Origin of the sequence: Salmonella sp. 3C, from assembly GCF_025426275.1 — a bacterium.
GTDB lineage: Bacteria > Pseudomonadota > Gammaproteobacteria > Enterobacterales > Enterobacteriaceae > Salmonella > Salmonella enterica.
Genome location: NZ_CP104858.1, coordinates 1,586,647 through 1,613,127 on the forward strand (window position 1 = coordinate 1,586,647; position 26,481 = coordinate 1,613,127).

At 53.8% G+C, this 26,481-nt stretch carries 22 protein-coding genes; 13 read left to right on the top strand and 9 right to left on the bottom strand.

Annotated elements, in window-relative coordinates:
- Window positions 1-7 precede the first annotated feature (7 nt).
- The 5 genes from sadA (at window position 8) to trmL (ending at window position 8,487) form a co-directional block, all read left to right on the top strand.
- A complete protein-coding gene (sadA, locus tag N7E69_RS07550; RefSeq protein ID WP_001675591.1) occupies window positions 8-4,036 on the top strand; it encodes a trimeric autotransporter adhesin SadA in 4,029 nt (1,342 codons plus the stop codon).
- Window positions 4,037-4,334: 298 nt separating this feature from the next.
- Window positions 4,335-5,990: an L-lactate permease gene (lldP, locus tag N7E69_RS07555; protein ID WP_001055305.1), complete on the top strand. Its 1,656-nt coding sequence runs from the start codon at window positions 4,335-4,337 to the stop codon at window positions 5,988-5,990.
- On the top strand, window positions 5,987-6,763 hold the full coding sequence (gene lldR, locus N7E69_RS07560; RefSeq protein WP_000636696.1) for a transcriptional regulator LldR: 777 nt from the start codon (window positions 5,987-5,989) through the stop codon (window positions 6,761-6,763). The genes lldP and lldR overlap by 4 nt, the downstream gene beginning before the upstream one ends.
- Entirely contained in the window at window positions 6,760-7,950 is a 1,191-nt protein-coding gene (gene lldD, locus N7E69_RS07565) for a quinone-dependent L-lactate dehydrogenase (protein WP_000586988.1), read from the top strand. Before lldR ends, lldD begins: the two co-directional genes overlap by 4 nt.
- Window positions 7,951-8,013: 63 nt before the next feature.
- Complete coding sequence (gene trmL / locus N7E69_RS07570) at window positions 8,014-8,487, top strand: tRNA (uridine(34)/cytosine(34)/5-carboxymethylaminomethyluridine(34)-2'-O)-methyltransferase TrmL (protein WP_000932336.1); 474 nt, start codon at window positions 8,014-8,016, stop codon at window positions 8,485-8,487.
- Between the two features lie 67 nt (window positions 8,488-8,554).
- Here the strand turns inward: trmL and N7E69_RS07575 are convergent, their stop codons facing one another.
- On the bottom strand, window positions 8,555-9,559 hold the full coding sequence (locus N7E69_RS07575; protein WP_001537635.1) for a LacI family DNA-binding transcriptional regulator: 1,005 nt from the start codon (window positions 9,557-9,559) through the stop codon (window positions 8,555-8,557).
- A gap of 318 nt (window positions 9,560-9,877) precedes the next feature.
- On the opposite strand from N7E69_RS07575, the gene N7E69_RS07580 reads away from it, so the two are divergent.
- Together N7E69_RS07580 and N7E69_RS07585 are read left to right on the top strand one after the other, a co-directional pair.
- Window positions 9,878-11,074 carry an L-talarate/galactarate dehydratase gene (locus N7E69_RS07580; protein WP_001218249.1) on the top strand — a complete coding sequence of 399 codons (1,197 nt, stop codon included), beginning with the start codon at window positions 9,878-9,880 and terminating at the stop codon, window positions 11,072-11,074.
- A gap of 73 nt (window positions 11,075-11,147) precedes the next feature.
- Window positions 11,148-12,458 carry an MFS transporter gene (locus N7E69_RS07585; protein WP_001092098.1) on the top strand — a complete coding sequence of 437 codons (1,311 nt, stop codon included), beginning with the start codon at window positions 11,148-11,150 and terminating at the stop codon, window positions 12,456-12,458.
- Window positions 12,459-12,540: 82 nt separating this feature from the next.
- On the opposite strand, the gene cysE is transcribed toward N7E69_RS07585, so the two are convergent.
- The 5 genes from cysE to N7E69_RS07610 all read right to left on the bottom strand — a co-directional run bounded on the left by cysE (window position 12,541) and on the right by N7E69_RS07610 (window position 15,739).
- Complete coding sequence (gene cysE / locus N7E69_RS07590) at window positions 12,541-13,362, bottom strand: serine O-acetyltransferase (RefSeq protein ID WP_001112114.1); 822 nt, start codon at window positions 13,360-13,362, stop codon at window positions 12,541-12,543.
- A 77-nt stretch (window positions 13,363-13,439) separates the two neighbouring features.
- Window positions 13,440-14,459, bottom strand: a complete 1,020-nt coding sequence (gene gpsA, locus N7E69_RS07595) for an NAD(P)H-dependent glycerol-3-phosphate dehydrogenase (protein WP_001076596.1) — start codon at window positions 14,457-14,459, stop codon at window positions 13,440-13,442.
- Complete coding sequence (secB, locus tag N7E69_RS07600) at window positions 14,459-14,926, bottom strand: protein-export chaperone SecB (protein WP_000003370.1); 468 nt, start codon at window positions 14,924-14,926, stop codon at window positions 14,459-14,461. The genes gpsA and secB overlap by 1 nt, the downstream gene beginning before the upstream one ends.
- A 43-nt stretch (window positions 14,927-14,969) precedes the next feature.
- Window positions 14,970-15,221 carry a glutaredoxin 3 gene (grxC, locus tag N7E69_RS07605; protein ID WP_001273795.1) on the bottom strand — a complete coding sequence of 84 codons (252 nt, stop codon included), beginning with the start codon at window positions 15,219-15,221 and terminating at the stop codon, window positions 14,970-14,972.
- Between the two features lie 86 nt (window positions 15,222-15,307).
- Entirely contained in the window at window positions 15,308-15,739 is a 432-nt protein-coding gene (locus N7E69_RS07610; protein ID WP_001156179.1) for a rhodanese-like domain-containing protein, read from the bottom strand.
- A gap of 247 nt (window positions 15,740-15,986) precedes the next feature.
- Between N7E69_RS07610 and gpmM the strand changes: the two genes are divergently transcribed.
- The 3 genes from gpmM to N7E69_RS07625 are packed head-to-tail and all read left to right on the top strand — an operon-like array spanning window position 15,987 to window position 19,790.
- Window positions 15,987-17,531, top strand: coding sequence for a 2,3-bisphosphoglycerate-independent phosphoglycerate mutase (gene gpmM / locus N7E69_RS07615; protein ID WP_000116582.1), 1,545 nt, complete (start codon window positions 15,987-15,989; stop codon window positions 17,529-17,531).
- 33 nt (window positions 17,532-17,564) lie between these two features.
- Window positions 17,565-18,824 carry a murein hydrolase activator EnvC gene (gene envC / locus N7E69_RS07620; protein WP_228770042.1) on the top strand — a complete coding sequence of 420 codons (1,260 nt, stop codon included), beginning with the start codon at window positions 17,565-17,567 and terminating at the stop codon, window positions 18,822-18,824.
- A gap of 3 nt (window positions 18,825-18,827) precedes the next feature.
- Window positions 18,828-19,790 (top strand): divergent polysaccharide deacetylase family protein, encoded by a 963-nt coding sequence (locus tag N7E69_RS07625; protein ID WP_001135519.1) that lies wholly within the window; start codon window positions 18,828-18,830, stop codon window positions 19,788-19,790.
- Here the strand turns inward: N7E69_RS07625 and N7E69_RS07630 are convergent.
- From N7E69_RS07630 to kbl, 3 genes are all read right to left on the bottom strand, one after another.
- Entirely contained in the window at window positions 19,777-20,811 is a 1,035-nt protein-coding gene (locus tag N7E69_RS07630; protein WP_000798209.1) for a glycosyltransferase, read from the bottom strand. The genes N7E69_RS07625 and N7E69_RS07630 overlap by 14 nt on opposite strands.
- A 293-nt stretch (window positions 20,812-21,104) precedes the next feature.
- Entirely contained in the window at window positions 21,105-22,130 is a 1,026-nt protein-coding gene (gene tdh, locus N7E69_RS07635) for an L-threonine 3-dehydrogenase (RefSeq protein WP_000645990.1), read from the bottom strand.
- A gap of 9 nt (window positions 22,131-22,139) precedes the next feature.
- Window positions 22,140-23,336, bottom strand: a complete 1,197-nt coding sequence (gene kbl / locus N7E69_RS07640) for a glycine C-acetyltransferase (protein WP_001213790.1) — start codon at window positions 23,334-23,336, stop codon at window positions 22,140-22,142.
- Between the two features lie 202 nt (window positions 23,337-23,538).
- On the opposite strand from kbl, the gene rfaD reads away from it, so the two are divergent.
- The 3 genes from rfaD to rfaC are packed head-to-tail and all read left to right on the top strand — an operon-like array spanning window position 23,539 to window position 26,473.
- A complete protein-coding gene (rfaD, locus tag N7E69_RS07645; RefSeq protein ID WP_000587775.1) occupies window positions 23,539-24,471 on the top strand; it encodes an ADP-glyceromanno-heptose 6-epimerase in 933 nt (310 codons plus the stop codon).
- 2 nt (window positions 24,472-24,473) lie between these two features.
- A complete protein-coding gene (gene rfaF, locus N7E69_RS07650) occupies window positions 24,474-25,520 on the top strand; it encodes an ADP-heptose--LPS heptosyltransferase RfaF (RefSeq protein WP_000699201.1) in 1,047 nt (348 codons plus the stop codon).
- The gene (gene rfaC / locus N7E69_RS07655; protein WP_001264616.1) at window positions 25,520-26,473 is read left to right on the top strand and encodes a lipopolysaccharide heptosyltransferase RfaC; all 954 of its coding nucleotides are present in this window, start codon (window positions 25,520-25,522) and stop codon (window positions 26,471-26,473) included. The genes rfaF and rfaC overlap by 1 nt, the downstream gene beginning before the upstream one ends.
- Window positions 26,474-26,481 lie beyond the last annotated feature (8 nt).

The following is a 26,481-nucleotide window of genomic DNA, read 5'->3' on the forward strand; positions in this document are numbered from 1 at the left end:
CTCATTCATGAATAGAATATTTAAAGTCCTCTGGAATGCCGCTACGGGAACATTTGTTGTCACCAGCGAAACCGCAAAAAGCCGCGGCAAAAAAAACGGCCGCAGAAAGCTGGCAGTTTCCGCACTCATCGGTCTTAGCAGCATTATGGTTTCTGCGGATGCACTGGCCAACGCAGGAAACGATACAGGCGACGGCGTTACTCCAACGGGTACCCAGACTGGAGGAAAAGGGTGGATTGCAATTGGTACCGATGCCACAGCCAATACTTACACCAACGTTGATGGCGCAAGCGCCGCAATGGGTTATAAAGCCTCCGCGATGGGGAAATGGAGTACCGCCATTGGTTCCTACAGCCAGTCCACCGGCGACTCTTCGTTAGCGCTTGGCGTAAAATCGGTTTCAGCCGGTGACCGGGCCATTGCAATGGGCGCCTCATCCTCAGCCAGTGGAAGTTATTCAATGGCAATGGGCGTGTATGCCAATTCGAGCGGCGCAAAATCGGTTGCGTTAGGTTATAAATCTGTCGCGAGCGGAGCAACTTCCTCTGCATTAGGTTATCAAGCTACTGCGAGCGGCGACGACAGCGCTGCATTTGGTAATGGCGCAAAAGCGATAGGCACCAACTCAGTTGCCCTTGGCTCGGGCTCTGTCGCCCAGGAAGACAATTCCGTCGCCGTGGGTAACAGCACCACTCAGCGGCAGATCACCTACGTTGCTAAAGGCGACATCAATTCCACCAGTACCGATGCCGTTACAGGTGCGCAAATTTATTCTTTAAGTCAATCCGTCGCCGACCGACTCGGCGGAGGGGCTTCCGTTAATAGTGATGGTACAGTGAATGCCCCCCTCTACGAGGTAGGCACAGGCATCTACAATAACGTAGGCAGTGCATTAAGCGCACTTAACACTTCTATCACTAACACAGAGGCCTCTGTCGCAGGATTAGCCGAAGACGCGCTGTTGTGGGATGAAAGCATCAGCGCCTTTAGCGCTAGCCACACGGGAAACGCCAGCAAAATCACCAATCTGGCGGCGGGTACCCTGGCCGCTGACAGCACCGACGCCGTTAACGGCTCCCAGTTGTTTGATACAAATGAGAAAGTGGATCAGAACACCGCTGATATCACCACCAATACCAACAGCATCAATCAGAACACCACTGATATTGCCACCAACACCACCAATATCAACAACCTGAGCGATTCCATCACCACGCTCACCGATGATGCCCTGCTTTGGGATGCAGCCTCTGGCGCATTCAGCGCTAAGCACAACGGAAGCGACAGTAAAATCACCAACCTGGCGGCGGGTACCCTGGCTGCGGACAGCACCGATGCCGTTAACGGCTCTCAGCTGTTTGCCACCAACGAAAATGTGTCTCAGAACACCACGGATATCGCTGCCAATACAACCAGCATCAATCAGAACACCACTGATATCGCCACCAACACCACCAGCATCAACAACCTGAGCAATTCCGTCACCACGCTCACCGATGATGCCCTGTTATGGGATGCAGCCTCTGGCACATTCAGCGCCAGCCGTAGCGGAAGCACCAGCAAGATCACCAATCTGGCGGCGGGCACCCTGGCCGCGGACAGTACAGACGCGGTGAACGGCTCACAATTGTATGAAACCAACCAGAAGGTGGATCAAAACACCTCTGCTATCGCAGATATTAATACGTCCATCACCAATCTTAGCTCTGACAACCTGAGCTGGAATGAAACAACGAGTTCGTTCTCTGCCAGCCACGGAAGTAGCACGACAAACAAAATCACCAACGTTGCTGCCGGAGAGCTGTCTGAAGAAAGTACCGACGCGGTTAACGGATCGCAGCTGTTCGAAACCAATGAAAAAGTGGATCAGAACACGACCGATATCGCCGCCAATACCACTAACATCACTCAGAACAGCAGCGCGATTGAGAACCTGAATACTTCTGTCTCCGACATTAATACATCCATTACCGGCCTCACTGATAACGCTCTGTTATGGGACGAAGACATCGGCGCTTTCAGCGCAAACCACGGTGGAAGCACCAGTAAAATAACCAATGTCGCCGCCGGGGCGCTTTCTGAGGACAGTACGGACGCGGTAAACGGCTCACAGTTGTATGAAACTAACCAGAAGGTGGATCAAAACACCTCTGCTATCGCGGATATCAATACGTCCATCACCAATCTTGGTACCGATGCACTGAGCTGGGATGACGAAGAAGGCGCGTTCAGCGCCAGCCACGGTACCAGCGGTACCAATAAGATAACCAATGTAGCAGCAGGTGAAATCGCCAGTGACAGTACTGACGCTGTTAATGGCTCTCAGCTCTATGAAACTAACATGCTGATTTCTCAGTATAGTGAATCTATTAGCCAACTAGCCGGCGATACCAGCGAAACCTATATCACGGAAAATGGTACCGGCGTGAAATACATCCGTACGAATGATAATGGGCTTGAAGGCCAGGATGCATACGCAACGGGTAACGGCGCAACGGCAGTAGGTTACGACGCCGTCGCCTCTGGCGCTGGCAGTCTGGCTCTTGGCCAAAACAGCAGCAGCAGCATTGAGGGCAGTATCGCTTTGGGCAGTGGCTCCACCTCTAACCGCGCTATTACAACCGGTATACGAGAAACGAGCGTAACAAGCGATGGCGTCGTCATTGGCTACAATACAACAGACAGAAAGTTGCTGGGCGCGTTGTCATTGGGGACGGATGGAGAAAGCTATCGTCAAATTACCAACGTTGCTGACGGCTCTGAAGCGCAAGATGCGGTAACAGTTCGTCAGTTACAAAATGCCATTGGTGCGGTCACTACTACACCGACCAAGTACTACCACGCAAACTCAACGGAAGAAGATTCACTGGCTGTCGGAACTGACTCACTGGCAATGGGTGCGAAGACCATCGTCAATGCTGATGCAGGTATTGGTATTGGTCTGAATACACTGGTGATGGCTGATGCCATCAACGGTATTGCTATCGGTTCTAACGCACGCGCCAATCATGCAAACAGTATTGCAATGGGTAATGGTTCTCAGACCACTCGCGGCGCACAGACTGACTACACCGCCTACAACATGGACACACCGCAGAACTCTGTCGGTGAGTTCTCTGTCGGCAGTGAAGACGGTCAACGTCAGATCACTAACGTCGCGGCGGGTTCGGCAGATACCGATGCCGTTAACGTGAGTCAATTGAAAGTAACGGACGCGCAGGTTTCCAGGAATACCCAGAGCATTACTAACCTGAATACTCAGGTATCGAATCTGGATACCCGCGTCACCAATATCGAAAACGGCATTGGCGATATCGTCACTACCGGTAGCACCAAGTACTTCAAGACCAACACCGATGGCGCAGATGCAAATGCCCAGGGTGCGGACAGCGTCGCGATTGGCTCTGGCTCTATTGCTGCCGCTGAAAACAGCGTGGCGTTAGGCACAAATTCCGTCGCAGATGAAGCTAATACTGTGTCTGTCGGCTCTTCTACTCAACAACGCCGTATTACCAACGTTGCCGCAGGGGTGAACAACACTGACGCGGTTAATGTGGCGCAACTGAAAGCCTCAGAAGCAGGCTCCGTGCGTTATGAAACCAATGCAGATGGCTCGGTTAACTATAGCGTGCTCAACCTGGGAGACGGGAGTGGCGGCACCACTCGGATCGGCAATGTTTCTGCGGCGGTGAATGATACGGATGCGGTGAACTATGCGCAATTGAAACGCAGCGTCGAAGAAGCAAACACCTATACCGACCAAAAAATGGGTGAAATGAACAGCAAAATCAAAGGCGTAGAAAACAAGATGAGCGGCGGTATCGCCTCAGCGATGGCGATGGCCGGTCTGCCACAAGCCTACGCCCCGGGCGCCAACATGACCTCGATTGCTGGCGGTACGTTTAATGGTGAAAGTGCCGTCGCCATTGGTGTCTCCATGGTAAGTGAAAGCGGGGGCTGGGTGTATAAATTGCAAGGAACCAGCAACAGCCAGGGCGATTACTCTGCGGCCATTGGCGCGGGCTTCCAGTGGTAATGAAGTAACAACACTCCCGACATCAAAGGCAATGGCATAATGCCATTGCCTTTTCACTTCCCTTTGCTGTCCTCTCCCCTCAATTGGCCCTACCAATTTTAGCCAGTTACCACAGCCTACTCACATTTCATTAAATTAACTCTACAATACCGTTGCCAATAAATAACATCTGGTTAACTATTTGTTGTCATTATCCATACACAACAATATTGGCAGGACCACTTTTACACATAATGTGACCCCAACGAGATGAGCAAAGATTCATCCCATTATGCGTGTGGTTCTCAGGAGACCTGCAATGAACCTCTGGCAACAAAACTATGACCCGGCGGGTAATATCTGGCTTTCCAGCCTGATCGCATCGCTCCCAATCCTGTTCTTCTTTTTCGCCCTGATTAAACTCAAGCTGAAAGGCTATGTTGCCGCTTCGTGGACGGTGGTTATCGCGCTCGCCGTCGCGCTGCTGTTCTATAAAATGCCGGTCGATCACGCGCTGGCATCGGTCGTGTATGGCTTCTTCTACGGGCTATGGCCGATAGCCTGGATAATCATCGCCGCGGTCTTTGTCTATAAAATTTCGGTCAAGACCGGGCAGTTTGACATTATTCGCTCGTCAATTCTGTCGATTACCCCCGACCAACGTCTGCAAATGCTGATTGTCGGCTTCTGCTTCGGCGCGTTCCTTGAAGGCGCGGCGGGTTTCGGCGCGCCGGTGGCGATAACCGCCGCGCTGCTGGTGGGTCTGGGCTTTAATCCGCTGTATGCGGCAGGGCTGTGCCTGATTGTAAACACCGCGCCTGTCGCCTTTGGCGCGATGGGGATCCCGATTCTGGTTGCCGGACAGGTCACGGGCCTGGACAGCTTTGAAATCGGTCAGATGGTCGGTCGTCAGCTACCGTTCCTGACCATTATCGTGCTGTTCTGGATTATGGCGATTATGGACGGCTGGCGCGGCGTGAAAGAAACCTGGCCTGCGGTGATGGTCGCTGGCGGCTCGTTTGCTATCGCCCAGTATCTCAGCTCCAACTTTATCGGGCCGGAACTGCCGGACATCATCTCTTCACTGGTGTCTCTGGTGTGTCTGACGCTGTTCCTCAAACGCTGGCAGCCGGTACGCATCTTCCGCTTCGGCGATATGGGCGCGTCGCAGGTCGATCAGACGCTGGCCCGCACCCGCTATACGACAGGGCAAATTGTTCGCGCCTGGTCGCCGTTTCTGTTCCTGACCGCCACGGTCACTCTCTGGAGCGTACCGCCGTTTAAAGCGTTGTTTGCCCCCGGCGGCGCGCTGTATGACTGGGTAATTAACGTTCCGGTACCGTATCTCGATAAACTGGTCGCCCGTATGCCGCCGGTCGTACACGAAGCGACCGCTTACGCGGCGGTGTATAAATTTGACTGGTTCTCCGCCACCGGCACGGCGATCCTGTTTGCCGCGCTGTTGTCTATCGTCTGGCTGAAAATGAAGCCCTCAGCCGCAATCCAGACCTTTGGCAGCACGCTGAAAGAGCTGGCGTTGCCGATTTACTCCATCGGCATGGTGCTGGCGTTCGCGTTTATCTCGAACTATTCCGGGCTTTCCTCCACGCTGGCGTTAGCGCTGGCGCACACCGGCAGCGCCTTCACGTTCTTCTCGCCGTTCCTCGGCTGGCTGGGTGTCTTCCTGACCGGTTCGGATACCTCATCTAACGCGCTGTTTGCCTCTCTACAGGCTACCGCGGCGCAGCAAATCGGCGTCTCTGATGTACTGATGGTGGCGGCGAACACCACTGGAGGCGTAACCGGGAAGATGATCTCGCCGCAGTCTATCGCCATCGCCTGCGCGGCGGTGGGACTGGTAGGGAAAGAGTCCGATCTGTTCCGTTTTACCGTCAAACACAGCCTGATCTTCACCTGTATGGTGGGCGTGATCACTACGCTTCAGGCCTATGTTTTAACCTGGATGATTCCGTGATTGTGATGCCAAAACGCCTGTCAGACGAGATTGCCTCTCGCGTGCGGGCGCTGATTGAAGAACAAAACCTGGAAGCGGGCATGAAATTGCCCGCCGAGCGCCAGTTGGCTCTACAGCTTGGCGTATCACGCAACTCTTTACGCGAAGCGCTGGCGAAGCTGGTCAGTGAAGGCGTGCTGGTGAGTCGTCGCGGCGGCGGGACATTTGTCCGCTGGCAGCACGAAACCTGGTCTGAACAGAATATCGTGCAACCGCTGAAAATGCTGATGGCGAACGATCCGGACTACAGTTTCGACATTCTGGAGGCCCGCCACGCCATTGAAGCCAGTACGGCCTGGCACGCCGCCATGCGTGCCACCGCTGCCGACAAAGAGAAAATCAGACTCTGCTTTGATGCGACGCTCAGCGAAGACCCGGATCTCGCCTCCCAGGCCGACGTGCGCTTTCATCTGGCGATCGCGGAAGCCTCGCACAATGTGGTGCTGTTGCAAACCATGCGCGGTTTCTTCGACGTCCTGCAATCCTCCGTCAAACAGAGTCGCCAGCGTATGTATCTCGTTCCGCCCGTATTCTCAAAGCTGACGGAACAACACCAGGCAGTGATGGACGCCATTCTGGACGGTAACGCCGAGGGCGCGCGTAAAGCGATGATGGCGCACCTCAGTTTTGTCCACACCACGATTAAACGATTTGATGAAGACCAGGCCCGCCAGGCGCGTATTACCCGCCTGCCCGGCGACCATAATGAGATGACCAGGGAGAATAAATCATGATTATTTCAGCAGCCAGCGATTATCGCGCCGCAGCTCAGCGCACGTTGCCTCCTTTCCTCTTCCACTACATCGACGGCGGCGCGTATGCGGAATATACCCTCCGCCGAAATGTGGAAGACCTGTCGCAAGTCGCTCTGCGCCAGCGCGTGCTGAAAAATATGTCCGATTTAAGCCTGGAAACGACCCTGTTTAACGAAACGTTGTCGATGCCGGTGGCATTAGCGCCGGTAGGCCTGTGCGGCATGTACGCCCGTCGCGGCGAAGTACAGGCCGCCGCCGCCGCAGACGCAAAGGGCATTCCGTTCACCCTTTCCACCGTCTCCGTCTGTCCGATTGAAGAAGTTGCACCAACCATTAAGCGCCCGATGTGGTTCCAGCTTTATGTACTGCGTGACCGGGGCTTTATGCGCAACGCGCTGGAACGTGCAAAAGCGGCGGGCTGCTCCACGCTGGTCTTTACCGTGGATATGCCAACGCCGGGCGCGCGCTACCGTGACGCCCACTCCGGGATGAGCGGCCCAAACGCGGCCATGCGCCGTTACTGGCAGGCGGTGATGCACCCTAAATGGGCGTGGGATGTCGGCCTGAACGGTCGCCCGCATGATTTAGGCAATATTTCCGCCTATCTGGGTAAACCGACCGGCCTTGAGGACTATATCGGCTGGCTGGCAAATAACTTCGATCCGTCCATCTCCTGGAAAGATCTGGAGTGGATACGCGAATTCTGGGACGGCCCAATGGTGATCAAAGGGATCCTCGATCCAGAAGATGCCCGCGATGCGGTACGTTTCGGCGCTGACGGTATCGTGGTGTCGAATCACGGCGGCCGCCAGCTCGATGGCGTGCTCTCTTCCGCCCGCGCCCTGCCCGCCATTGCCGATGCGGTGAAAGGCGATATCGCCATTCTGGCGGATAGCGGGATCCGTAACGGGCTGGATGTCGTGCGTATGATTGCGTTGGGGGCCGATACCGTACTGCTGGGTCGGGCCTATCTCTACGCGCTGGCGACGGCAGGAAAAGCGGGTGTCGCCAACCTGCTGGACCTGATTGAGAAAGAGATGAAGGTCGCCATGACCCTGACCGGCGCGAAATCCATTAGCGAAATCAGTGGCGATTCACTGGTGCAGGAACTGGGGAAAAGTTTGCCCGCCGCGCTGGCGCCAATGAGCAAAGGCGATGCCGCCTGAACGCCTGGCGCGTGAGAGCCCGGTAAATTTCTGCTATTCTGCCCCCGCATTTAAGGGGGCATCATGCTTAACATCGTACTCTTCGAACCAGAAATCCCGCCGAATACCGGCAACATCATTCGTCTTTGCGCCAATACCGGCTTTCGTCTGCACATCATCGAACCGATGGGGTTTACCTGGGATGATAAGCGCTTACGCCGCGCAGGGCTGGACTATCACGAATTCGCCGCGGTTCAGCGCCATCACGATTATGCCGCCTTTGTCGCCGCCGAAAACCCGCAGCGCCTGTTTGCGTTGACGACAAAGGGCACGCCCGCCCATAGCGCCGTAAGCTATCAGGATGGCGATTATTTGATGTTTGGCCCGGAAACGCGCGGCCTGCCCGCCAGCATTCTCGATGCGTTGCCTAAAGAGCAGAAGATTCGCATTCCGATGATGCCGGATAGCCGTAGCATGAACCTGTCGAATGCGGTGTCGGTGGTGGTGTATGAAGCGTGGCGCCAGTTAGGATACTCCGGCGCGGTATTACGGTCGTAATATATTCAATGCCGGATGGCAGCTGACGCCTGATCCGGCCTGGCCGATCCCGATGGCATGTTCCCGTTTATGCGGACTCTCGCTCAATCAAATGAAAGCCAATATCCACAATAGCTTCTGCGCACGGTTTCTGTTCAATACGATCGGCCAACAGCGTAGCGGCGCGCTGGCCAATGGCGCGTCTGTCAACGCTTACGGTAGTAATTGACGGTCGATTGCTGGCGGCAAAATCAAGGTCGCCAAAACCAATAACCGCTAAATCATGCGGGATGCGCAAACCACGGCTTTCCGCCTCCATCATCGCCCCCTGGGCCAGGGTATCAGAACTGCAAACAATGACATCAAACGTCCCTTCGTCAAAAAGCTGGCTTAAACCGCTGCGCCCCAGCGAAAGCGATGCCGGAAGGGGGACATCTACCTGCGGTACGGCATGAATAGCGTGGCGTTGAAGAACACTACATAACCCCTGCTTACGTTGCGCGGCTCGGCGATCGGCGGTCCACAACAAGCCGGGACGACGATAGCCCTTACTCAAAAGATACTCCCCCGTCGCCTGCCCGACTTTTTCATGGGAAAAACCGACCAGCATATCAAGCGGCGTGGGCGTTAAGTCCCAAATTTCCACCACCGGAATAGCCGCGTTCAGGATGACCTTTTTCAGTTCTATCGTGTGATGGATCCCGGTAAGCACCACGCCATCGGGGCGGCGGGAAAGCAGTGTCGCCACCAACTCCGCTTCCGTTTGTTCGGTATATCCCGCCACGCACAGCAATATGTGATATCCGCGTCGGGCCAGTTCATCGCTCAGCGACTGGATGGTATCGACAAACATGTTGTTGTTAATTTGCGGCACGACGACAGCGATTAATTTACTCCGTCGCGACGCCAGACCACCGGCTAACGCGTTGGGTATGTAGCCTGTGACGCGAACCGCCTGCATGACTTTCTCAACCGTTTTGGGGCGAACCAGTTGTGGCGAATTCAATGCCCGGCTGACTGTCATCGGAGACAGCCCGGCGCTACGTGCTACATCTTCCAGCGTCGGCGCACGAGGTGATTTGGTTCTCTTCACGTCTGATGCCCCTGCAAAGATTGGCTGATTTATCCGCGCATTATTCATCATGCCTGCGGCTATTGCCAGCTTCGCATCAGGAAAGGCCGTAAATACAGTAGCTTATCAAGCTCAGTCATTACAAAATGATAGCGCAATCATTTTGTATTATGCATTTCCCCAGATATTTTTGGATCGTGATCCATTTTGCAATAAATCCTGCTTTTTATACGACATATGTGATCAAATGTTCAAATCAACATCAACTTTCTGGATCCTGCGTTCGCTTAATAATAAAAATGTTATCGCAATCATTTTGTGATTATCAGGAGAAAAAAAATGGCTTTAAGCGCGAATTCCGACGCCGTAACGTATGCAAAAGCGGCGAATACCAGAACCGCGGCAGAAACCGGCGATCGTATCGAATGGGTGAAGCTATCACTGGCTTTTCTACCGCTGGCGACGCCAGTGAGTGACGCGAAGGTACTGACCGGTCGCCAGAAACCTTTGACCGAAGTGGCAATCATCATTGCCGAAATCCGCAGTCGCGATGGCTTTGAGGGCGTTGGTTTTAGCTACTCTAAACGTGCTGGCGGCCAGGGTATTTATGCTCACGCCAAAGAGATAGCCGATAATCTACTGGGCGAAGATCCCAATGATATCGACAAAATATACACCAAGCTGCTGTGGGCCGGAGCCTCGGTGGGGCGTAGCGGGATGGCGGTACAGGCTATCTCCCCTATCGATATCGCCCTATGGGATATGAAGGCTAAACGTGCCGGTCTGCCACTGGCAAAACTGTTGGGCGCGCACCGCGACTCCGTTCAGTGTTACAACACCTCAGGGGGGTTCTTGCATACACCGCTCGATCAAGTGCTGAAAAATGTGGTGATTTCCCGCGAAAATGGCATTGGCGGTATTAAGTTGAAAGTCGGACAACCCAACTGCGCTGAGGATATTCGCCGCTTAACCGCAGTACGTGAAGCGCTTGGGGATGAGTTCCCGTTAATGGTTGACGCTAACCAGCAGTGGGATCGCGAAACGGCTATCCGCATGGGGCGTAAAATGGAACAGTTCAATCTTATCTGGATTGAAGAACCATTAGATGCTTACGACATTGAAGGCCACGCCCAGCTTGCCGCCGCGCTGGATACGCCTATCGCCACCGGGGAAATGCTGACCAGTTTCCGGGAACACGAGCAGTTGATTCTGGGCAATGCCAGCGATTTCGTTCAGCCAGATGCGCCGCGTGTCGGCGGTATCTCTCCGTTCCTGAAGATTATGGATCTGGCGGCGAAACACGGGCGTAAGCTGGCGCCGCACTTTGCGATGGAAGTACACCTGCACCTTTCCGCAGCGTATCCCCTGGAGCCGTGGCTGGAACATTTCGAGTGGCTGAACCCATTATTCAACGAGCAACTTGAGCTGCGCGATGGCCGCATGTGGATTTCCGATCGTCATGGTCTGGGTTTCACGCTCAGTGAACAAGCGCGCCGCTGGACACAATTAACATGTGAATTTGGCAAACGCCCTTAACCCGACTGGCGGGAATCCGTCCCGCCTCTCTTACCTTACAGGATGCATTCTGCCCTTATCTGAGGAGTAGATAATGAACACAATAATAAAGCGCACAAAAGTGCGTCATACCATTCTTATATTTTTATTTCTTGCTACCGTATTTAATTATGCGGATCGCGCAACTCTATCCGTAGTTGCCCCAATAATGAATAAAGAATTAGGTTTTGATCCGGAAGCGATGGGCCTGGCCTTCTCCTCATTTGGTATTGCCTATGTCATTATGCAACTACCCGGCGGTTGGCTATTAGACCGCTACGGTTCACGACTGGTTTACGGTTGCGCATTGATTGGCTGGTCGTTAGTAACCATGTTTCAGGGAACGATCTATCTGTATGGCAGCCCATTAATTGTACTGGTTATTCTACGTCTGCTGATGGGCGCGATTGAAGCGCCTGCCTTTCCGGCGAACAGTCGTTTAAGCGTACAATGGTTTCCCAATAATGAACGAGGTTTCGTTACTTCAGTTTATCAGGCTGCGCAATATATCTCGCTGGGCATTATCACCCCGCTAATGACGATCATTCTGCATAATTTAAGCTGGCATTTTGTCTTCTATTATATTGGCGCTATTGGCGTGATGCTCGGTATATTCTGGTTAATGAAAGTCAAAGATCCGATGCACCATCCAAAAGTTAATCAAGCGGAAATTGACTATATTCGTAGCGGTGGTGGCGAGCCCTCTCTGGGCTGTAAAAAGGAGCCGCAGAAAATAACGTTCGCGCAGATTAAAACCGTCTGTGTTAACCGGATGATGATCGGTGTTTATATCGGGCAATTCTGCGTCACCTCTATCACCTGGTTCTTCCTGACCTGGTTCCCGACCTATCTGTACCAGGCGAAAGGCATGTCGATTCTGAAAGTCGGTTTTGTGGCCAGTATTCCAGCCATTGCCGGTTTTATTGGCGGCCTGCTCGGCGGCGTGTTCTCCGACTGGCTACTCAAACGCGGCTATAGCCTTACCGTCGCGCGGAAACTGCCTGTTATCTGCGGTATGTTGCTCTCTTGCGTAATTGTGATCGCCAACTACACCTCTTCAGAATTTGTGGTCATTGCGGCGATGAGTCTGGCCTTTTTTGCCAAAGGGTTTGGTAACCTGGGCTGGTGCGTACTCAGCGACACCTCGCCGAAGGAAGTTCTGGGTATTGCCGGCGGCGTATTTAACATGTGCGGCAATATGGCAAGCATCGTTACGCCGCTGGTCATCGGCGTGATTCTTGCCAATACTCAGTCGTTCGACTTTGCCATTTTATACGTTGGCTCGATGGGACTTATTGGTCTCATTTCATATCTGTTTATCGTCGGCCCGCTGGATCGCATTACGCTGACATCATCCGCAGCCTGATTGTCCACATTGCGAATTCTTCGCTCCGCTGTTCCGGGATTGCACTCCATCGGAACAGCGTTTTTTAGTTGTACCGCGCAATTCAGATGCCGTCGCCATACTCAAACGTATGGTGTAGCCCGTTGAAATGCTGGTCCATATCCATCGACGGCTTATCGCTGCCCGGCTTGCCGACAATACGCGCCGGAACGCCTGCGGCGGTAGTGTGCGGCGGGACAGGCTGTAAAACGACGGAACCTGCGCCAATTTTCGCGCCGCGCCCCACCTCGATATTGCCAAGAATTTTCGCGCCCGCGCCAATCATCACGCCTTCGCGGATTTTAGGATGACGATCGCCGCTCGTTTTCCCGGTACCGCCCAGGGTGACGGATTGCAAGATCGACACATCATCTTCAATAACCGCCGTCTCCCCCACCACAATACCGGTGGCATGGTCGAGCATAATCCCGCGGCCAATTTTCGCTGCCGGGTGAATATCCACCTGAAACGAGACCGAAACCTGATTTTGCAGGAAGATAGCCAGCGCGCGGCGACCTTTATTCCACAACCAGTGACCAATGCGGTAGGCCTGTAGCGCATGAAAGCCTTTCAGATATAACAGCGGCGTGGAGTATTTATCCACCGCCGGATCGCGAGTGCGCACGGCCTGAATATCGCAGGCTGCCGACGCGATCATTTCCGGGTCGGCGGCATAGGCTTCTTCAACTACTTCACGGATAGCGATAGCGGGCATGATGGGCGAAGCCAGTTTATTTGCCAGCATATAGCTCAGCGCACTGCCCAGATTTTCATGCTTGAGTAGCGTGGCGTGATAAAAACTGGCCAACATAGGCTCACAGTCAGCTAAAGCGCGGGCTTCAGCTTTAATATTCTTCCAGACGATTTCCAGTTCTTCACACGGCATGGCTTACTCCAGACGGGCAGAAAACGACCAACCCGTTCTGTGCGGGTTGGGTCGTTTATGCAAACAGTTCCTTACGGCTAGTGGCGACTCAGCTCTTCCTTGCGGGCGCGACCTAATAACGTTAATGCTGCCTCGCGCGCGTTTTTTCCGCAATACAATACTTGATAAATTTCCTCGGTTATTGGCATTTCAACACCAAAACGGTGCGCCAATTCACGAACTTCTTTCGTATTGCGATAGCCTTCGACCACCTGGCCAATCTTATCCTGCGCGCCTTTAACGTCCATGCCCTGGCCAAGCATCATGCCAAAACGACGGTTGCGCGACTGGTTGTCGGTACAGGTCAGCACCAGATCGCCTAAACCCGCCATCCCCATAAAGGTGGCGGGATCGGCACCAAGCGCTGCGCCAAGCCGCGACATTTCGGTCAGTCCACGCGTGATTAGCGCCGTGCGGGCGTTCGCGCCGAAGCCGATGCCGTCAGACATCCCCGCGCCAATCGCAATCACGTTTTTCACCGCGCCGCCAAGCTGCACGCCGATAAAATCCGCATTGATATAGACGCGAAAACTTTTTCCGCAGTGCAACAGTTGCTGGAGATCGTCGGCAAAGGTCTCATCGGTTGAGGCCAGCGAGATTGCCGTCGGCAAACCCGCCGCCAGCTCTTTAGCGAACGTCGGACCGGAAATCACCGCCAGCGGGATTTGATCGCCTAACGCCTCGCGAGCGACATCCTGCAACAGGCGCCCCGTTTCCGCTTCCAGGCCTTTGGTCGCCCATACCAGACGCGCATCCGGACGCATCAGCGGTTTAATCTGCCGCAGCACGTCGCTGAAAACATGGCTTGGCACCACCACCAGAATGTTACGACTGGCCGCCAGCGCGGTTGCTAAGTCGCTTTCCAGGTGTAACGTATCGGGAAAAGGCACATCGGGAAGGAACGCGACGTTGCAGCGATCGTGCTCCAGGGTCGCGATATGTTTTGGGTCGTGGCCCCACAGGACAACCTGGTGGCCGTTTCTCGCCAGAGTGATGGCAAGAGCGGTGCCGTACGAGCCGGCACCGATGACTGTCATTGACGCATTACTTTGGTTCATCAGGCATCCTGATGTTCTTCAGTACCTTCGCCAGCCTGCTGCTGCAAATAGTTCATGAACAGCGCATCAAAGTTGACCGGCGCAAGGTTCAGTTGCGGGAACGTACCGCGTGAAACCAGGCTGGTGATGCACTCGCGAGCATACGGGAACAGAATGTTCGGGCAGTATGCACCCAGGCAATGCGCCATCTGAGTACCTTCAATACCGCTGATGGAGAAAATACCGGCCTGCTGAACTTCGCACAGGAACGCGGTTTCTTCCCCCAGGGAAGCCGTTACGGTAACACGCAGCACAACTTCATAAACGTCATCCGCCAGTTGGGAAGATGCCGTATCAAGATCCAGTTTAACCTCTGGCTGCCAATCTTTCTGGAAAACATGCGGTGCGTTTGGCGCTTCGAAAGAAACATCCTTGGTATAGATACGTTGGATCTGGAAAGCCATTTCAGTGTTATTTTGTTCTGACATGTGTAAAACCCTTTAGTGTTGTCCTTAAATACTTGAGTACGCCTTAACGCAACAGCGGATCCAGTCCACCACGCGCATCCAGCGCATACAAGTCGTCACAACCGCCAATGTGCTGTGCATCAATAAAAATTTGCGGAACCGTCGTTCGGCCACTACGTTTGATCATCTCTTCACGCTTCACGGCGTCGCCGTCAATCGCAATTTCCTGGAAACTCACGCCCTTGCTGTTTAACAGCGCCTTTGCACGATGGCAAAACGGGCAGGTTGCTTTGGTGTAGATTTCAATATTGGCCATGACTTCGCTCCTGTTTTTTTACCCGATGGATTTCATGTCGACGCAAAGGCAAGTCATTCCCCTTGCGCCATGAAAACGACGGGTAATCACTTACCGCGCACCAGAGGCAGATTCTCGCCGCTCCAGCCTGCTACGCCTTCTTTCAACACAAAGACCTTTTCAAAGCCGGCTTTTGTCAACGCGTTAGCGGATTCCTGGCACTGCATACCAGAACCGTCGACCACGATAATCGGCTTGTCTTTGTGCTTTTCCAGTTCGCCAACATTGTTGGCTTTGATTTCGCTCGGCAGCAAATTGGTCGCGCCAGCGATATGGCCTTTACGGAAATCGTCACGTTGACGTAAATCCACAACAACGGCGTCCTCTTTGTTGATAAGGCGCGTGGCTTCGCCGCGTGTAATCACCTTAACTTTTGAAGTCAGACCTTTGAACGTGGTAAATAAAACCGCCACCAGTAACGCAATCCAGGCGATACTCAGTATGGGATGACGGCCAACAAATTGCATAATTTCTTGCATGGGGGGTAACAACTCCCGACGTAGTGATTAAAAAACCAGGAAAGGAGTATACCTGCGCAGTGGCGCAAATACAGCCAGAGCGTGCACTGGAATGCATTTTTGCGGGGCGCTACGAAAAAAAATCACGCTATTACTTGCCTTCTCACGCCAGCGCGATCCCTTTCTTTGATCTTCTGAGGCTATTTTATCGATTCAGCTGTAGTAAAATTACGCAATTATTTTGTCTATTGAGTATGAGGTTGTCGCAATGTCGGTTTCTAAAAAACCTATGGTACTGGTGATTCTGGATGGCTACGGCTACCGTGAAGAACAGCAGGATAACGCTATCTTAAACGCCAAAACCCCGGTGATGGATGCTCTGTGGGCAAAACGTCCGCATACCCTGATCGACGCATCCGGTCTGGAAGTGGGTCTGCCTGACCGCCAGATGGGCAACTCCGAAGTGGGCCACGTTAACCTGGGCGCAGGCCGCATCGTTTATCAGGACCTGACGCGTCTGGACGTTGAAATTAAAGAACGTACTTTCTTTGCTAACCCAGTCCTGACCAATGCGGTAGACCAGGCGAAAAACGCCGGTAAAGCGGTTCATATTATGGGTCTGCTGTCCGCGGGCGGCGTCCACAGCCACGAAGATCACATTATGGCGATGGTGGAGCTGGCCGCAGAGCGCGGCGCAGAAAAAATCTATCTGCACGCCTTCCTCGATGGTCGCGACACGCCGCCGCGCAGCGCTGAAGCCTCGCTGAAAAAATTCGAAGACAAATTCGCCGCGCTGGGCAAAGGCCGCGTGGCGTCTATCGTCGGTCGTTACTACGCTATGGACCGCGACAACCGTTGGGATCGCGTGGAAAAAGCGTATGATCTGATGACCCTGGCGCAGGGCGAATTCCAGGCAGATACCGCTGTGGCTGGCCTGCAGGCCGCTTACGCTCGTGATGAAAACGATGAGTTTGTCAAAGCGACCGTTATCCGCTCCGAGGGCCAGGCTGATGCGGCGATGGAAGACGGCGACACGCTGATTTTCATGAACTTCCGCGCTGACCGCGCGCGCGAAATTACCCGCGCTTTCGTTAATGCTGATTTCGACGGCTTTGCGCGTAAGAAAGTGGTTAATCTGAACTTCGTGATGCTGACCGAATACGCCGCCGACATCAAAACTGCCGTTGCCTACCCACCAGCGTCGCTGGCGAATACCTTTGGCGAATGGATGGCGAAAAACGACAAAACTCAGCTGCGTATTTCCGAAACGGAAAAATATGCGCACGTAACCTTTTTCTTTAACGGCGGCGTAGAAGAACCGTTTGCTGGCGAAGAGCGCATTCTGATCAACTCCCCGAAAGTGGCCACTTATGACCTGCAACCGGAAATGAGCTCTGCAGAATTGACTGAAAAATTGGTCGCGGCGATCGAAAGCGGTAAGTACGACACCATCATTTGTAACTATCCAAACGGCGATATGGTCGGTCATACCGGCGTGATGGAAGCCGCCATCAAAGCGGTGGAAGCGTTGGATAACTGCATTGAACAGGTAACAAAAGCGGTTGAGTCCGTTGGTGGACAACTGTTGATTACCGCGGACCACGGCAACGCGGAGCAGATGCGCGATCCGGCGACCGGTCAGGCGCATACCGCCCACACCAACCTGCCGGTGCCGCTGATTTATGTCGGCGAGAAAAACGTGAAGGCGGTTGAAGGCGGCAAACTTTCAGACATTGCGCCTACCATGCTGTCGCTGATGGGGATGGAAATCCCGCAAGAGATGACTGGTAAGCCGCTGTTCATCGTGGAATAATCCCTCCCCATGAGGGGAAAGGCGATTAACACCATTCAACAGGCCGTGAAACTAAAAACGTTTTCAGTCAGGCCTTTGTTCTACGCCAGCGTACTTAGCGCTGGCGTATTGTTGTGCGCCTTTTCCGCCCACGCGGATGACCGTGATCAACTCAAATCTATTCAGGCCGATATCGCCGCGAAAGAACGCGACGTACGCCAGCAGCAGCAACAGCGCGCCAGCCTCCTGGCACAACTGAAAGCCCAGGAAGAGGCCATCTCGGCCGCAGCGCGTAAGCTGCGCGAAACGCAAAGCACTCTGGATCAGTTAAACGCGCAAATTGATGAGATGAACGCCTCAATTGCCAAACTGGAGCAGCAAAAAGCCAGCCAGGAGCGTAATCTCGCCGCGCAGTTGGACGCCGCTTTCCGCCAGGGCGAACACACCGGCATTCAGCTTATTCTTAGCGGAGAAGAGAGCCAGCGTGGGCAACGCCTGCAGGCCTACTTCGGCTATCTGAACCAGGCGCGCCAGGAGACTATCGCCGAACTGAAGCAGACTCGCGAACAGGTCGCCACGCAAAAAGCCGAGCTGGAAGAGAAGCAAAGCCAACAACAAACGTTGCTGTATGAGCAGCGCGCCCAACAGGCGAAGCTGGAGCAGGCGCGTAATGAACGTAAGAAAACGCTTGCCGGACTGGAGTCGTCTATTCAGCAAGGCCAGCAACAGTTAAGCGAACTGCGCGCCAACGAATCACGCCTACGCAACAGTATCGCGCGGGCGGAAGCGGCGGCCAAAGCGCGAGCGGAGCGTGAAGCCCGCGAAGCGCAGGCGGTACGCGATAAGCAGCAGGAAGCCTCGCGTAAAGGCAGCACCTATAAGCCGACGGAAAGCGAGCGTTCGCTAATGTCCCGCACCGGCGGTCTGGGCGCGCCTCGCGGTCAGGCATACTGGCCGGTACGCGGCCCGATATTGCATCGCTATGGCGAACGGCTGCAGGGTGAGCTACGTTGGAAGGGGATGGTGATCGGCGCGTCGGAAGGCACCGAGGTCAAAGCCATCGCCGACGGCAGGGTGATTCTGGCGGACTGGCTGCAAGGCTATGGCCTGGTGGTGGTCGTGGAGCATGGTAAAGGCGATATGAGCCTTTACGGCTATAATCAGAGCGCGCTGGTCAGCGTAGGCGCGCAGGTACGCGCCGGACAACCTATCGCCCTTGTGGGCAGTAGCGGCGGTCAGGGCAGACCTTCGCTTTATTTCGAAATTCGTCGCCAGGGTCAGGCCGTCAATCCACAGCCGTGGTTGGGAAGATAAGTTTTGCCTCAGTTTCGTCGCTCCATTCTCACGCTGGCCACTTTGCTGGCGTTTGCACATCCCGTTTTCGCTGGCAAGCTCGCCATCGTGATTGATGATTTTGGCTATCGCCCGCACACGGAAAACCAGGTTCTGGCGCTGCCGCCAAACATCTCCGTCGCCGTACTGCCCAACGCGCCGCACGCGCGCGAAATGGCAACTAAAGCGCACAATAGCGGGCATGAGGTGTTAATCCATCTGCCGATGGCGCCGCTAAGCAAACAGCCGCTGGAGAAGGATACGCTGCGACCAGATATGAGCAGCGATGAGATCGAGCGCATTATCCGCGAGGCGGTAAACAACGTGCCGTATGCCGTCGGGCTTAATAACCACATGGGCAGCGCAATGACCTCCAGCCTGTTCGGTATGCAAAAAGTTATGCAGGCGCTGGAACATTACAATCTCTATTTTCTCGACAGCATGACGATTGGCAATAGCCAGGCGATGCGCGCGGCATCCGGTACGGGTGTGAAAGTGATCAAGCGTAAAGTGTTCCTCGACGATACGCAAAACGAGGCGGATATCCGCCGTCAGTTTAATCGCGCTATCGAACTGGCCCGTCGCAACGGTTCCGCTATCGCGATTGGTCATCCGCATCCCGCAACGGTTCGCGTGCTGCAACAGATGGTTTATCGCCTGCCGGCGGATATCACCCTGGTACGTCCAGGCAGCCTGCTCAACGAACCGCAGGTAGATACGTCCCGACCTGGTGTGACGCCGCAGAAAATTGACGCGCCGCGCAATCCCTTCCGCGGCGTGAAGATGTGCAAGCCGAAAAAACCGCTGCAACCGGTCTACGCTACGCGCTTTTTCAGCGTCATCGGCGAGAGCATTACGCAAAGTTCCGTGGTTGTCTGGTTTCAGCACCAGTGGCAAGGCTGGGGGAAAATCGCCGCGCCTAAAAACGTGAGCGCTAAGACAGATTGAGCGCCTTACGGGCCATACGACGGTGTGACAAGGTTTTGTCGCGCCATTGCCACAGCCGGAAAGACCAGAGCAGCGTCTGATAAGCCGCTTTCGCGCTGCGGACGTTAGCCATCATCCGTCTATACATGCCAGAAGTAAAAATTTCGGCAATCATACGCTGGCGGGTCAAAATATCAGGCTCTTTACGTACCGCATGACAAACGCGTAACGCTTCCCAGGTAATTTGCTGGCGAAACTCCGGGTAAATCGGAATACGCCGGGCATAATCACGATTGAGCTTTTCTAATAACCGCGTAATTTTAATATAATGCCGCTGGTAATTAAGATTTTTACTGCCTTGTCTTTGCAAACGGCTTACCGAATTATCATGCAGGAAATATTTATATAATGATTGTTCGGTATAACGTACGCGCGTGGCATTAAACATAACTTCCGTCGACCATAATATGTCCTGATGATGTAGTCCGGGAACGAAAGTAATATTGTTATCGGTAATTAACGCACGTCGATAAACGCCCATCCAGACAACATGCATCCAGCGCCGCGAGGCCAACGCCATACGCAACCAATCCGGTCCGCTTAATACCCCGGTGGAGCGCAGGCGATCGGTCGGAATAGATTGCCAGGCGTGCCCGGTTTTTCGGACGCACCAGTCCGCGTTGCACTGCGCAACGTCCAGATCATCGTTAAGCGCCATGGTCATCAGCGTTTCATACATCTTCGGGTAGACCAGGTCATCTGCATCGACAAAGGCGACATAATCGCCGGTCGCTGCTTGCAGGCCAAGATTACGGGCGACAGATGCGCCAGCATTGGCCTGATGAAGCAGTCGAACATGCGGGTAATGTTCCGCGTAATATTTTGCTATCTCAACGGAATGATCCGTCGATCCATCATTCACAATAATAATTTCCAGCGCCGACCACGTTTGCGCGATTAATGACGCCATGCAAGCATTAAAATCCGCTCCCGCATTATATAACGGGACAATGATACTCACTTTGGTTTTACTATTTTTCATAACGATTACCAGAAAAACCTTAATTTACCCTGCCTTTATACTGTGGCTCTATTAAGAAACTATTAAGCCGCCATAATTAATTTTTACAGTAAAAAGCAAGCACAAAACTCAGAGTAGAGCGTTACGTTAGCGAGTAAAATAAGAGTAAAGCGCAATTACGAATGCTTGATGTCTATGACAATTCTTTACGGCTTTCCAGATTTTCCCTAACAAAAAAGGTTGGCGAATGACACCAACCTTTTACGATGAAACGTATATCAGACCCGATAAATATCATCGGGTCTCTATACATATTAATCCCAGCTCAGAATAACTTTTCCTGACTGGCCTGAACGCATGGCGTCAAAACCTTTCTGGAAATCATCAATAGAGAAACGATGGGTGATAATCGGTGACAAATCCAGACCGGACTGGATCAGCGCCGCCATTTTGTACCACGTTTCGAACATCTCACGACCATAAATACCTTTAATGAACAAGCCCTTAAAGATAACTTTTGTCCAGTCGATAGACATATCTGATGGCGGAATCCCCAGCATCGCAATACGACCGCCGTGATTCATAGTGTCCAGCATGGTACGAAACGCCGGCGGCGCGCCGGACATCTCCAGACCCACATCGAATCCTTCGGTCATTCCCAGCTCCGCCATGACGTCGTTCAGGCTCTCTTTCGCGACGTTGACCGCGCGGGTGACGCCCATTTTGCGCGCCAGCTCCAGACGGTATTCATTGACGTCAGTAATCACCACATGACGCGCGCCAACATGTTTCGCCACCGCGGCGGCCATTACGCCGATTGGCCCCGCCCCCGATACCAGTACATCTTCGCCGACAAGATCGAAAGACAGCGCCGTATGCACCGCATTACCAAACGGGTCGAAAATAGAGGCTAAATCATCAGAAATGTTATCCGGGATTTTAAACGCATTGAACGCCGGGATGACCAGATATTCCGCGAAGCAGCCGGGACGGTTGACGCCCACGCCGGTGGTGTTGCGACACAGGTGAGTACGACCACCACGGCAGTTGCGGCAATGACCGCAGGTGATATGACCTTCGCCGGAGACGCGATCGCCGATTTTAAAGCCTTTCACTTCCTGACCGATGCCGACCACTTCGCCGACATATTCATGCCCCACGACCATCGGAACCGGGATGGTTTTTTGCGACCAGTCATCCCAGTTATAGATGTGAACGTCAGTACCGCAGATGGCTGTTTTACGGATTTTAATCAGCAAATCGTTATGGCCGACTTCCGGTTCCGGAACGTCGGTCATCCAGATGCCCTCTTCCGCTTTCAGTTTGGATAACGCTTTCATCTTACATCCTCAGGCAATCACGCCCAGTTGTTTACCAATACGCGTGAACGCGTCTACCGCACGCGTAATTTGCTCAGGCGTATGCGCCGCAGACATCTGGGTACGAATACGCGCCTGACCTTTTGGTACGACCGGATAGAAGAAACCGGTAACGTAAATGCCCTCTTTTTGCAGTTCGCGGGCAAATTTCTGCGCGACAACCGCATCTCCCAGCATTACCGGGATGATGGCGTGATCCGCGCCTGCCAGCGTAAATCCCGCGGCAGACATCTGCTCACGGAACTGCCGGGCGTTCGCCCACAAGCGATCGCGCAGTTCTGCGCCCGCTTCCACCATCTCCAACACTTTAATAGAAGCCGCCACGATTGCCGGCGCCAGGGAGTTGGAGAACAGATATGGGCGGGAGCGCTGACGCAACCACTCAACGACCTCTTTACGCGCCGCGGTATAACCGCCGGATGCGCCGCCTAACGCTTTGCCCAGCGTACCGGTAATAATATCTACGCGGCCCATTACGTCGCAGTATTCATGGGAACCGCGACCGTTTTCGCCGACAAAGCCTACCGCGTGAGAATCATCAACCATCACCAGCGCATCGTATTTATCGGCCAGATCACAGACGCCTTTCAGATTGGCGATGACGCCATCCATTGAGAACACCCCGTCGGTGGCGATCAGGACATGACGCGCGCCGGCCTCACGCGCCTCTTTCAGCCGCGCTTCCAGCTCTGCCATATCGTTGTTGGCATAGCGATAGCGCTTCGCTTTACACAAACGCACGCCGTCAATGATAGACGCGTGGTTCAGCGCGTCGGAGATAATGGCGTCTTCCGCGCCCAGCAACGTCTCAAACAAGCCGCCGTTAGCGTCGAAACAGGAGGAATACAGAATCGCATCTTCCATGCCGAGGAAGCTTGCCAGCTTTTGCTCCAGCGCTTTGTGGCTGTCCTGGGTGCCGCAGATAAAACGCACGGACGCCATACCGAAACCGTGGCTGTCCATACCCGCTTTTGCGGCATTAATCAGCTCAGGGTGATTCGCCAGCCCGAGATAGTTATTGGCGCAAAAGTTAATAACGTGGCTTCCATCCGCCACGGTGATATCCGCCTGCTGCGCAGACGTAATAATGCGCTCTTCTTTAAACAATCCTTCCGCCCGGGCGGTTTCCAGATCGTTGGTTAACTGTTTGTAAAAATCCCCACGCATTGCGATTCTCCAGACTGGGCAAATTTCAGCACATATTACCCAAAGCGATACGTTGATACGAGATGACGCGTCATCACTTCTTTAAAATGCAGCATAAATCACGCGTATCCTCACGGGTTATCAGTGAATGGATGAATAGTGTTATGATAAGAGCATTCATGTCTGAGACAGTCTCTGACACCATAATTCAAAGGTTACAGTTATGATCATCGTTACCGGCGGCGCGGGCTTTATCGGCAGCAATATCGTTAAGGCCCTGAATGATAAAGGTATCACCGATATTCTGGTGGTGGATAACCTGAAAGACGGCACCAAGTTTGTAAACCTGGTGGATCTGAACATTGCTGACTATATGGATAAGGAAGATTTCCTGATCCAGATTATGTCCGGAGAAGAGCTCGGCGATATCGAAGCTATTTTCCATGAAGGCGCCTGCTCTTCCACCACCGAGTGGGACGGCAAGTATATGATGGATAATAACTATCAATACTCCAAAGAGCTCCTGCACTATTGTCTTGAACGCGAAATCCCGTTCCTCTACGCCTCTTCTGCCGCCACCTATGGCGGTCGCACGTCTGATTTCATCGAATCGCGCGAATACGAAAAACCGCTTAACGTTTACGGCTATTCTAAATTCCTGTTTGATGAATATGTGCGCCAGATCCTGCCAGAAGCGAACTCGCAGATTGTCGGTTTCCGCTATTTCAACGTCTATGGACCACGTGAAGGCCATAAAGGCAGCATGGCAAGCGTGGCATTTCATCTGAATACACAGTTAAACAACGGCGAAAGCCCGAAACTGTTTGAAGGCAGCGAAAACTTCAAGCGCGACTTCGTTTACGTGGGCGATGTGGCCGCCGTTAACCTGTGGTTCCTGGAAAGCGGCAAGTCCGGCATCTTTAACCTGGGCACAGGCCGTGCGGAATCTTTCCAGGCCGTCGCCGACGCGACGCTGGCATACCATAAAAAAAGCAGCATTGAATACATTCCGTTCCCGGATAAGCTGAAAGGTCGCTATCAGGCGTTTACGCAGGCGGATTTAACCAATCTGCGCAACGCGGGCTACGACAAACCCTTTAAGACCGTCGCCGAAGGCGTCACGGAGTATATGGCCTGGCTGAACCGCGACGCGTAAGTATGAAAATTTTGGTCATTGGCCCGTCCTGGGTGGGCGACATGATGATGTCGCAAAGTCTCTATCGCACGCTTAAAGCGCGCTATCCCCAGGCGATAATCGACGTGATGGCGCCAGCCTGGTGTCGTCCGTTGTTATCGCGTATGCCGGAAGTTAACGAGGCGATACCCATGCCGCTGGGCCACGGCGCGCTGGAAATCGGCGAGCGCCGTAGATTGGGCCATAGCCTGCGTGAGAAGCGCTACGATCGCGCCTGGGTGCTGCCAAATTCGTTTAAATCGGCGCTGGTTCCTTTCTTTGCCAATATCCCGCACCGTACCGGCTGGCGCGGCGAAATGCGCTATGGCCTGCTGAACGATGCGCGCGTCCTTGATAAAGACGCCTGGCCGCTGATGGTGGAGCGCTACGTGGCGCTGGCCTATGACAAGGGGGTGATGCGCACGGCGAAAGATCTGCCGCAGCCGCTACTCTGGCCACAGCTCCTGGTTAGCGAGGGTGAAAAGTCGTTGATACGCAGCGACTTTTCGCTATCTTCTGAACGTCCTCTGATCGGCTTTTGCCCCGGCGCGGAATTTGGCCCGGCAAAACGTTGGCCGCACTATCACTACGCCGAACTGGCAAAGCAGCTCATTAACGAAGGGTACCAGGTCGTACTGTTTGGCTCGGCAAAAGACCATGAAGCCGGAAATGAGATCCTGGCGGCGCTGAATAGCGAGCAGCAGGCATGGTGTCGCAACCTGGCGGGGGAAACCCAGCTGGAACAGGCCGTCATTCTGATAGCCGCCTGTAAAGCCATCGTCACCAACGATTCCGGGCTGATGCACGTCGCGGCGGCGCTCGACCGCCCGCTGGTCGCCTTGTATGGCCCAAGTAGCCCGGATTTCACGCCACCGCTGTCTCATAAGGCCCGGGTGATTCGTCTCATTACGGGTTATCACAAAGTGCGTAAAGGCGATACGGCGCAAGGCTATCACCAGAGCCTGATCGATATCACGCCGCAGCGGGTTCTGGAAGAGCTTCATTCGCTGTTGTCGGAAGAGGGCGTTTAATGCGGGTTTTGATCGTTAAAACATCATCGATGGGCGACGTATTACATACCCTGCCTGCGCTTACCGACGCGCAACAGGCTATTCCAGGGATTCAATTTGACTGGGTTGTCGAAGAAGGGTTTGCGCAAATTCCGTCCTGGCACAGTGCTGTCGATCGCGTGATTCCCGTCGCTATTCGCCGTTGGCGCAAAGCCTGGTTTTCCGCGCCCATTAAAGCGGAACGCACAGCCTTTCATCGGGCGGTATGCGCATACCAATACGACGCTGTGATTGATGCGCAGGGGCTGGTGAAAAGCGCGGCGCTGGTGACGCGTCTGGCGCATGGGATAAAGCACGGTATGGACTGGAGTACTGCCCGCGAACCGCTGGCCAGCCTGTTTTATAACCGTAAACACCATATCGCAAAGCAACAACATGCGGTTGAGCGGACGCGCGAGCTGTTCGCCAAAAGCCTGGGATACGATAAACCGCAGTCGCAGGGCGATTATGCCATCGCAAAACATTTTCTGCATTGCCAGCAGGCGGTCAGCGATCCATATGCGGTATTTTTACATGCCACGACCCGCGATGATAAACACTGGCCGGAAGCAAACTGGCGCGAGCTTATCGGTATGGTGGGCAACACCGGATTACGGATAAAACTTCCCTGGGGCGCGCCTCATGAGGAGGCCCGGGCTAAACGACTGGCCGAAGGCTTTGACTATGTGGATGTGTTACCGCGCATGAGCCTGGAGGAGGTCGCCAGAGTGCTGGCTGGCGCAAAATTTGTCGTATCGGTTGATACCGGCCTGAGCCATCTCACCGCCGCGCTCGACAGACCGAATATTACGCTATATGGCCCAACGGACCCTGGGTTAATTGGAGGTTATGGGAAGAACCAAATGGCATGCTGCTCACCAGAAAAAAACCTGGCGAATTTAGATGCCACAAGCGTATTTGGAAAGATTCATTAAAGAGACAC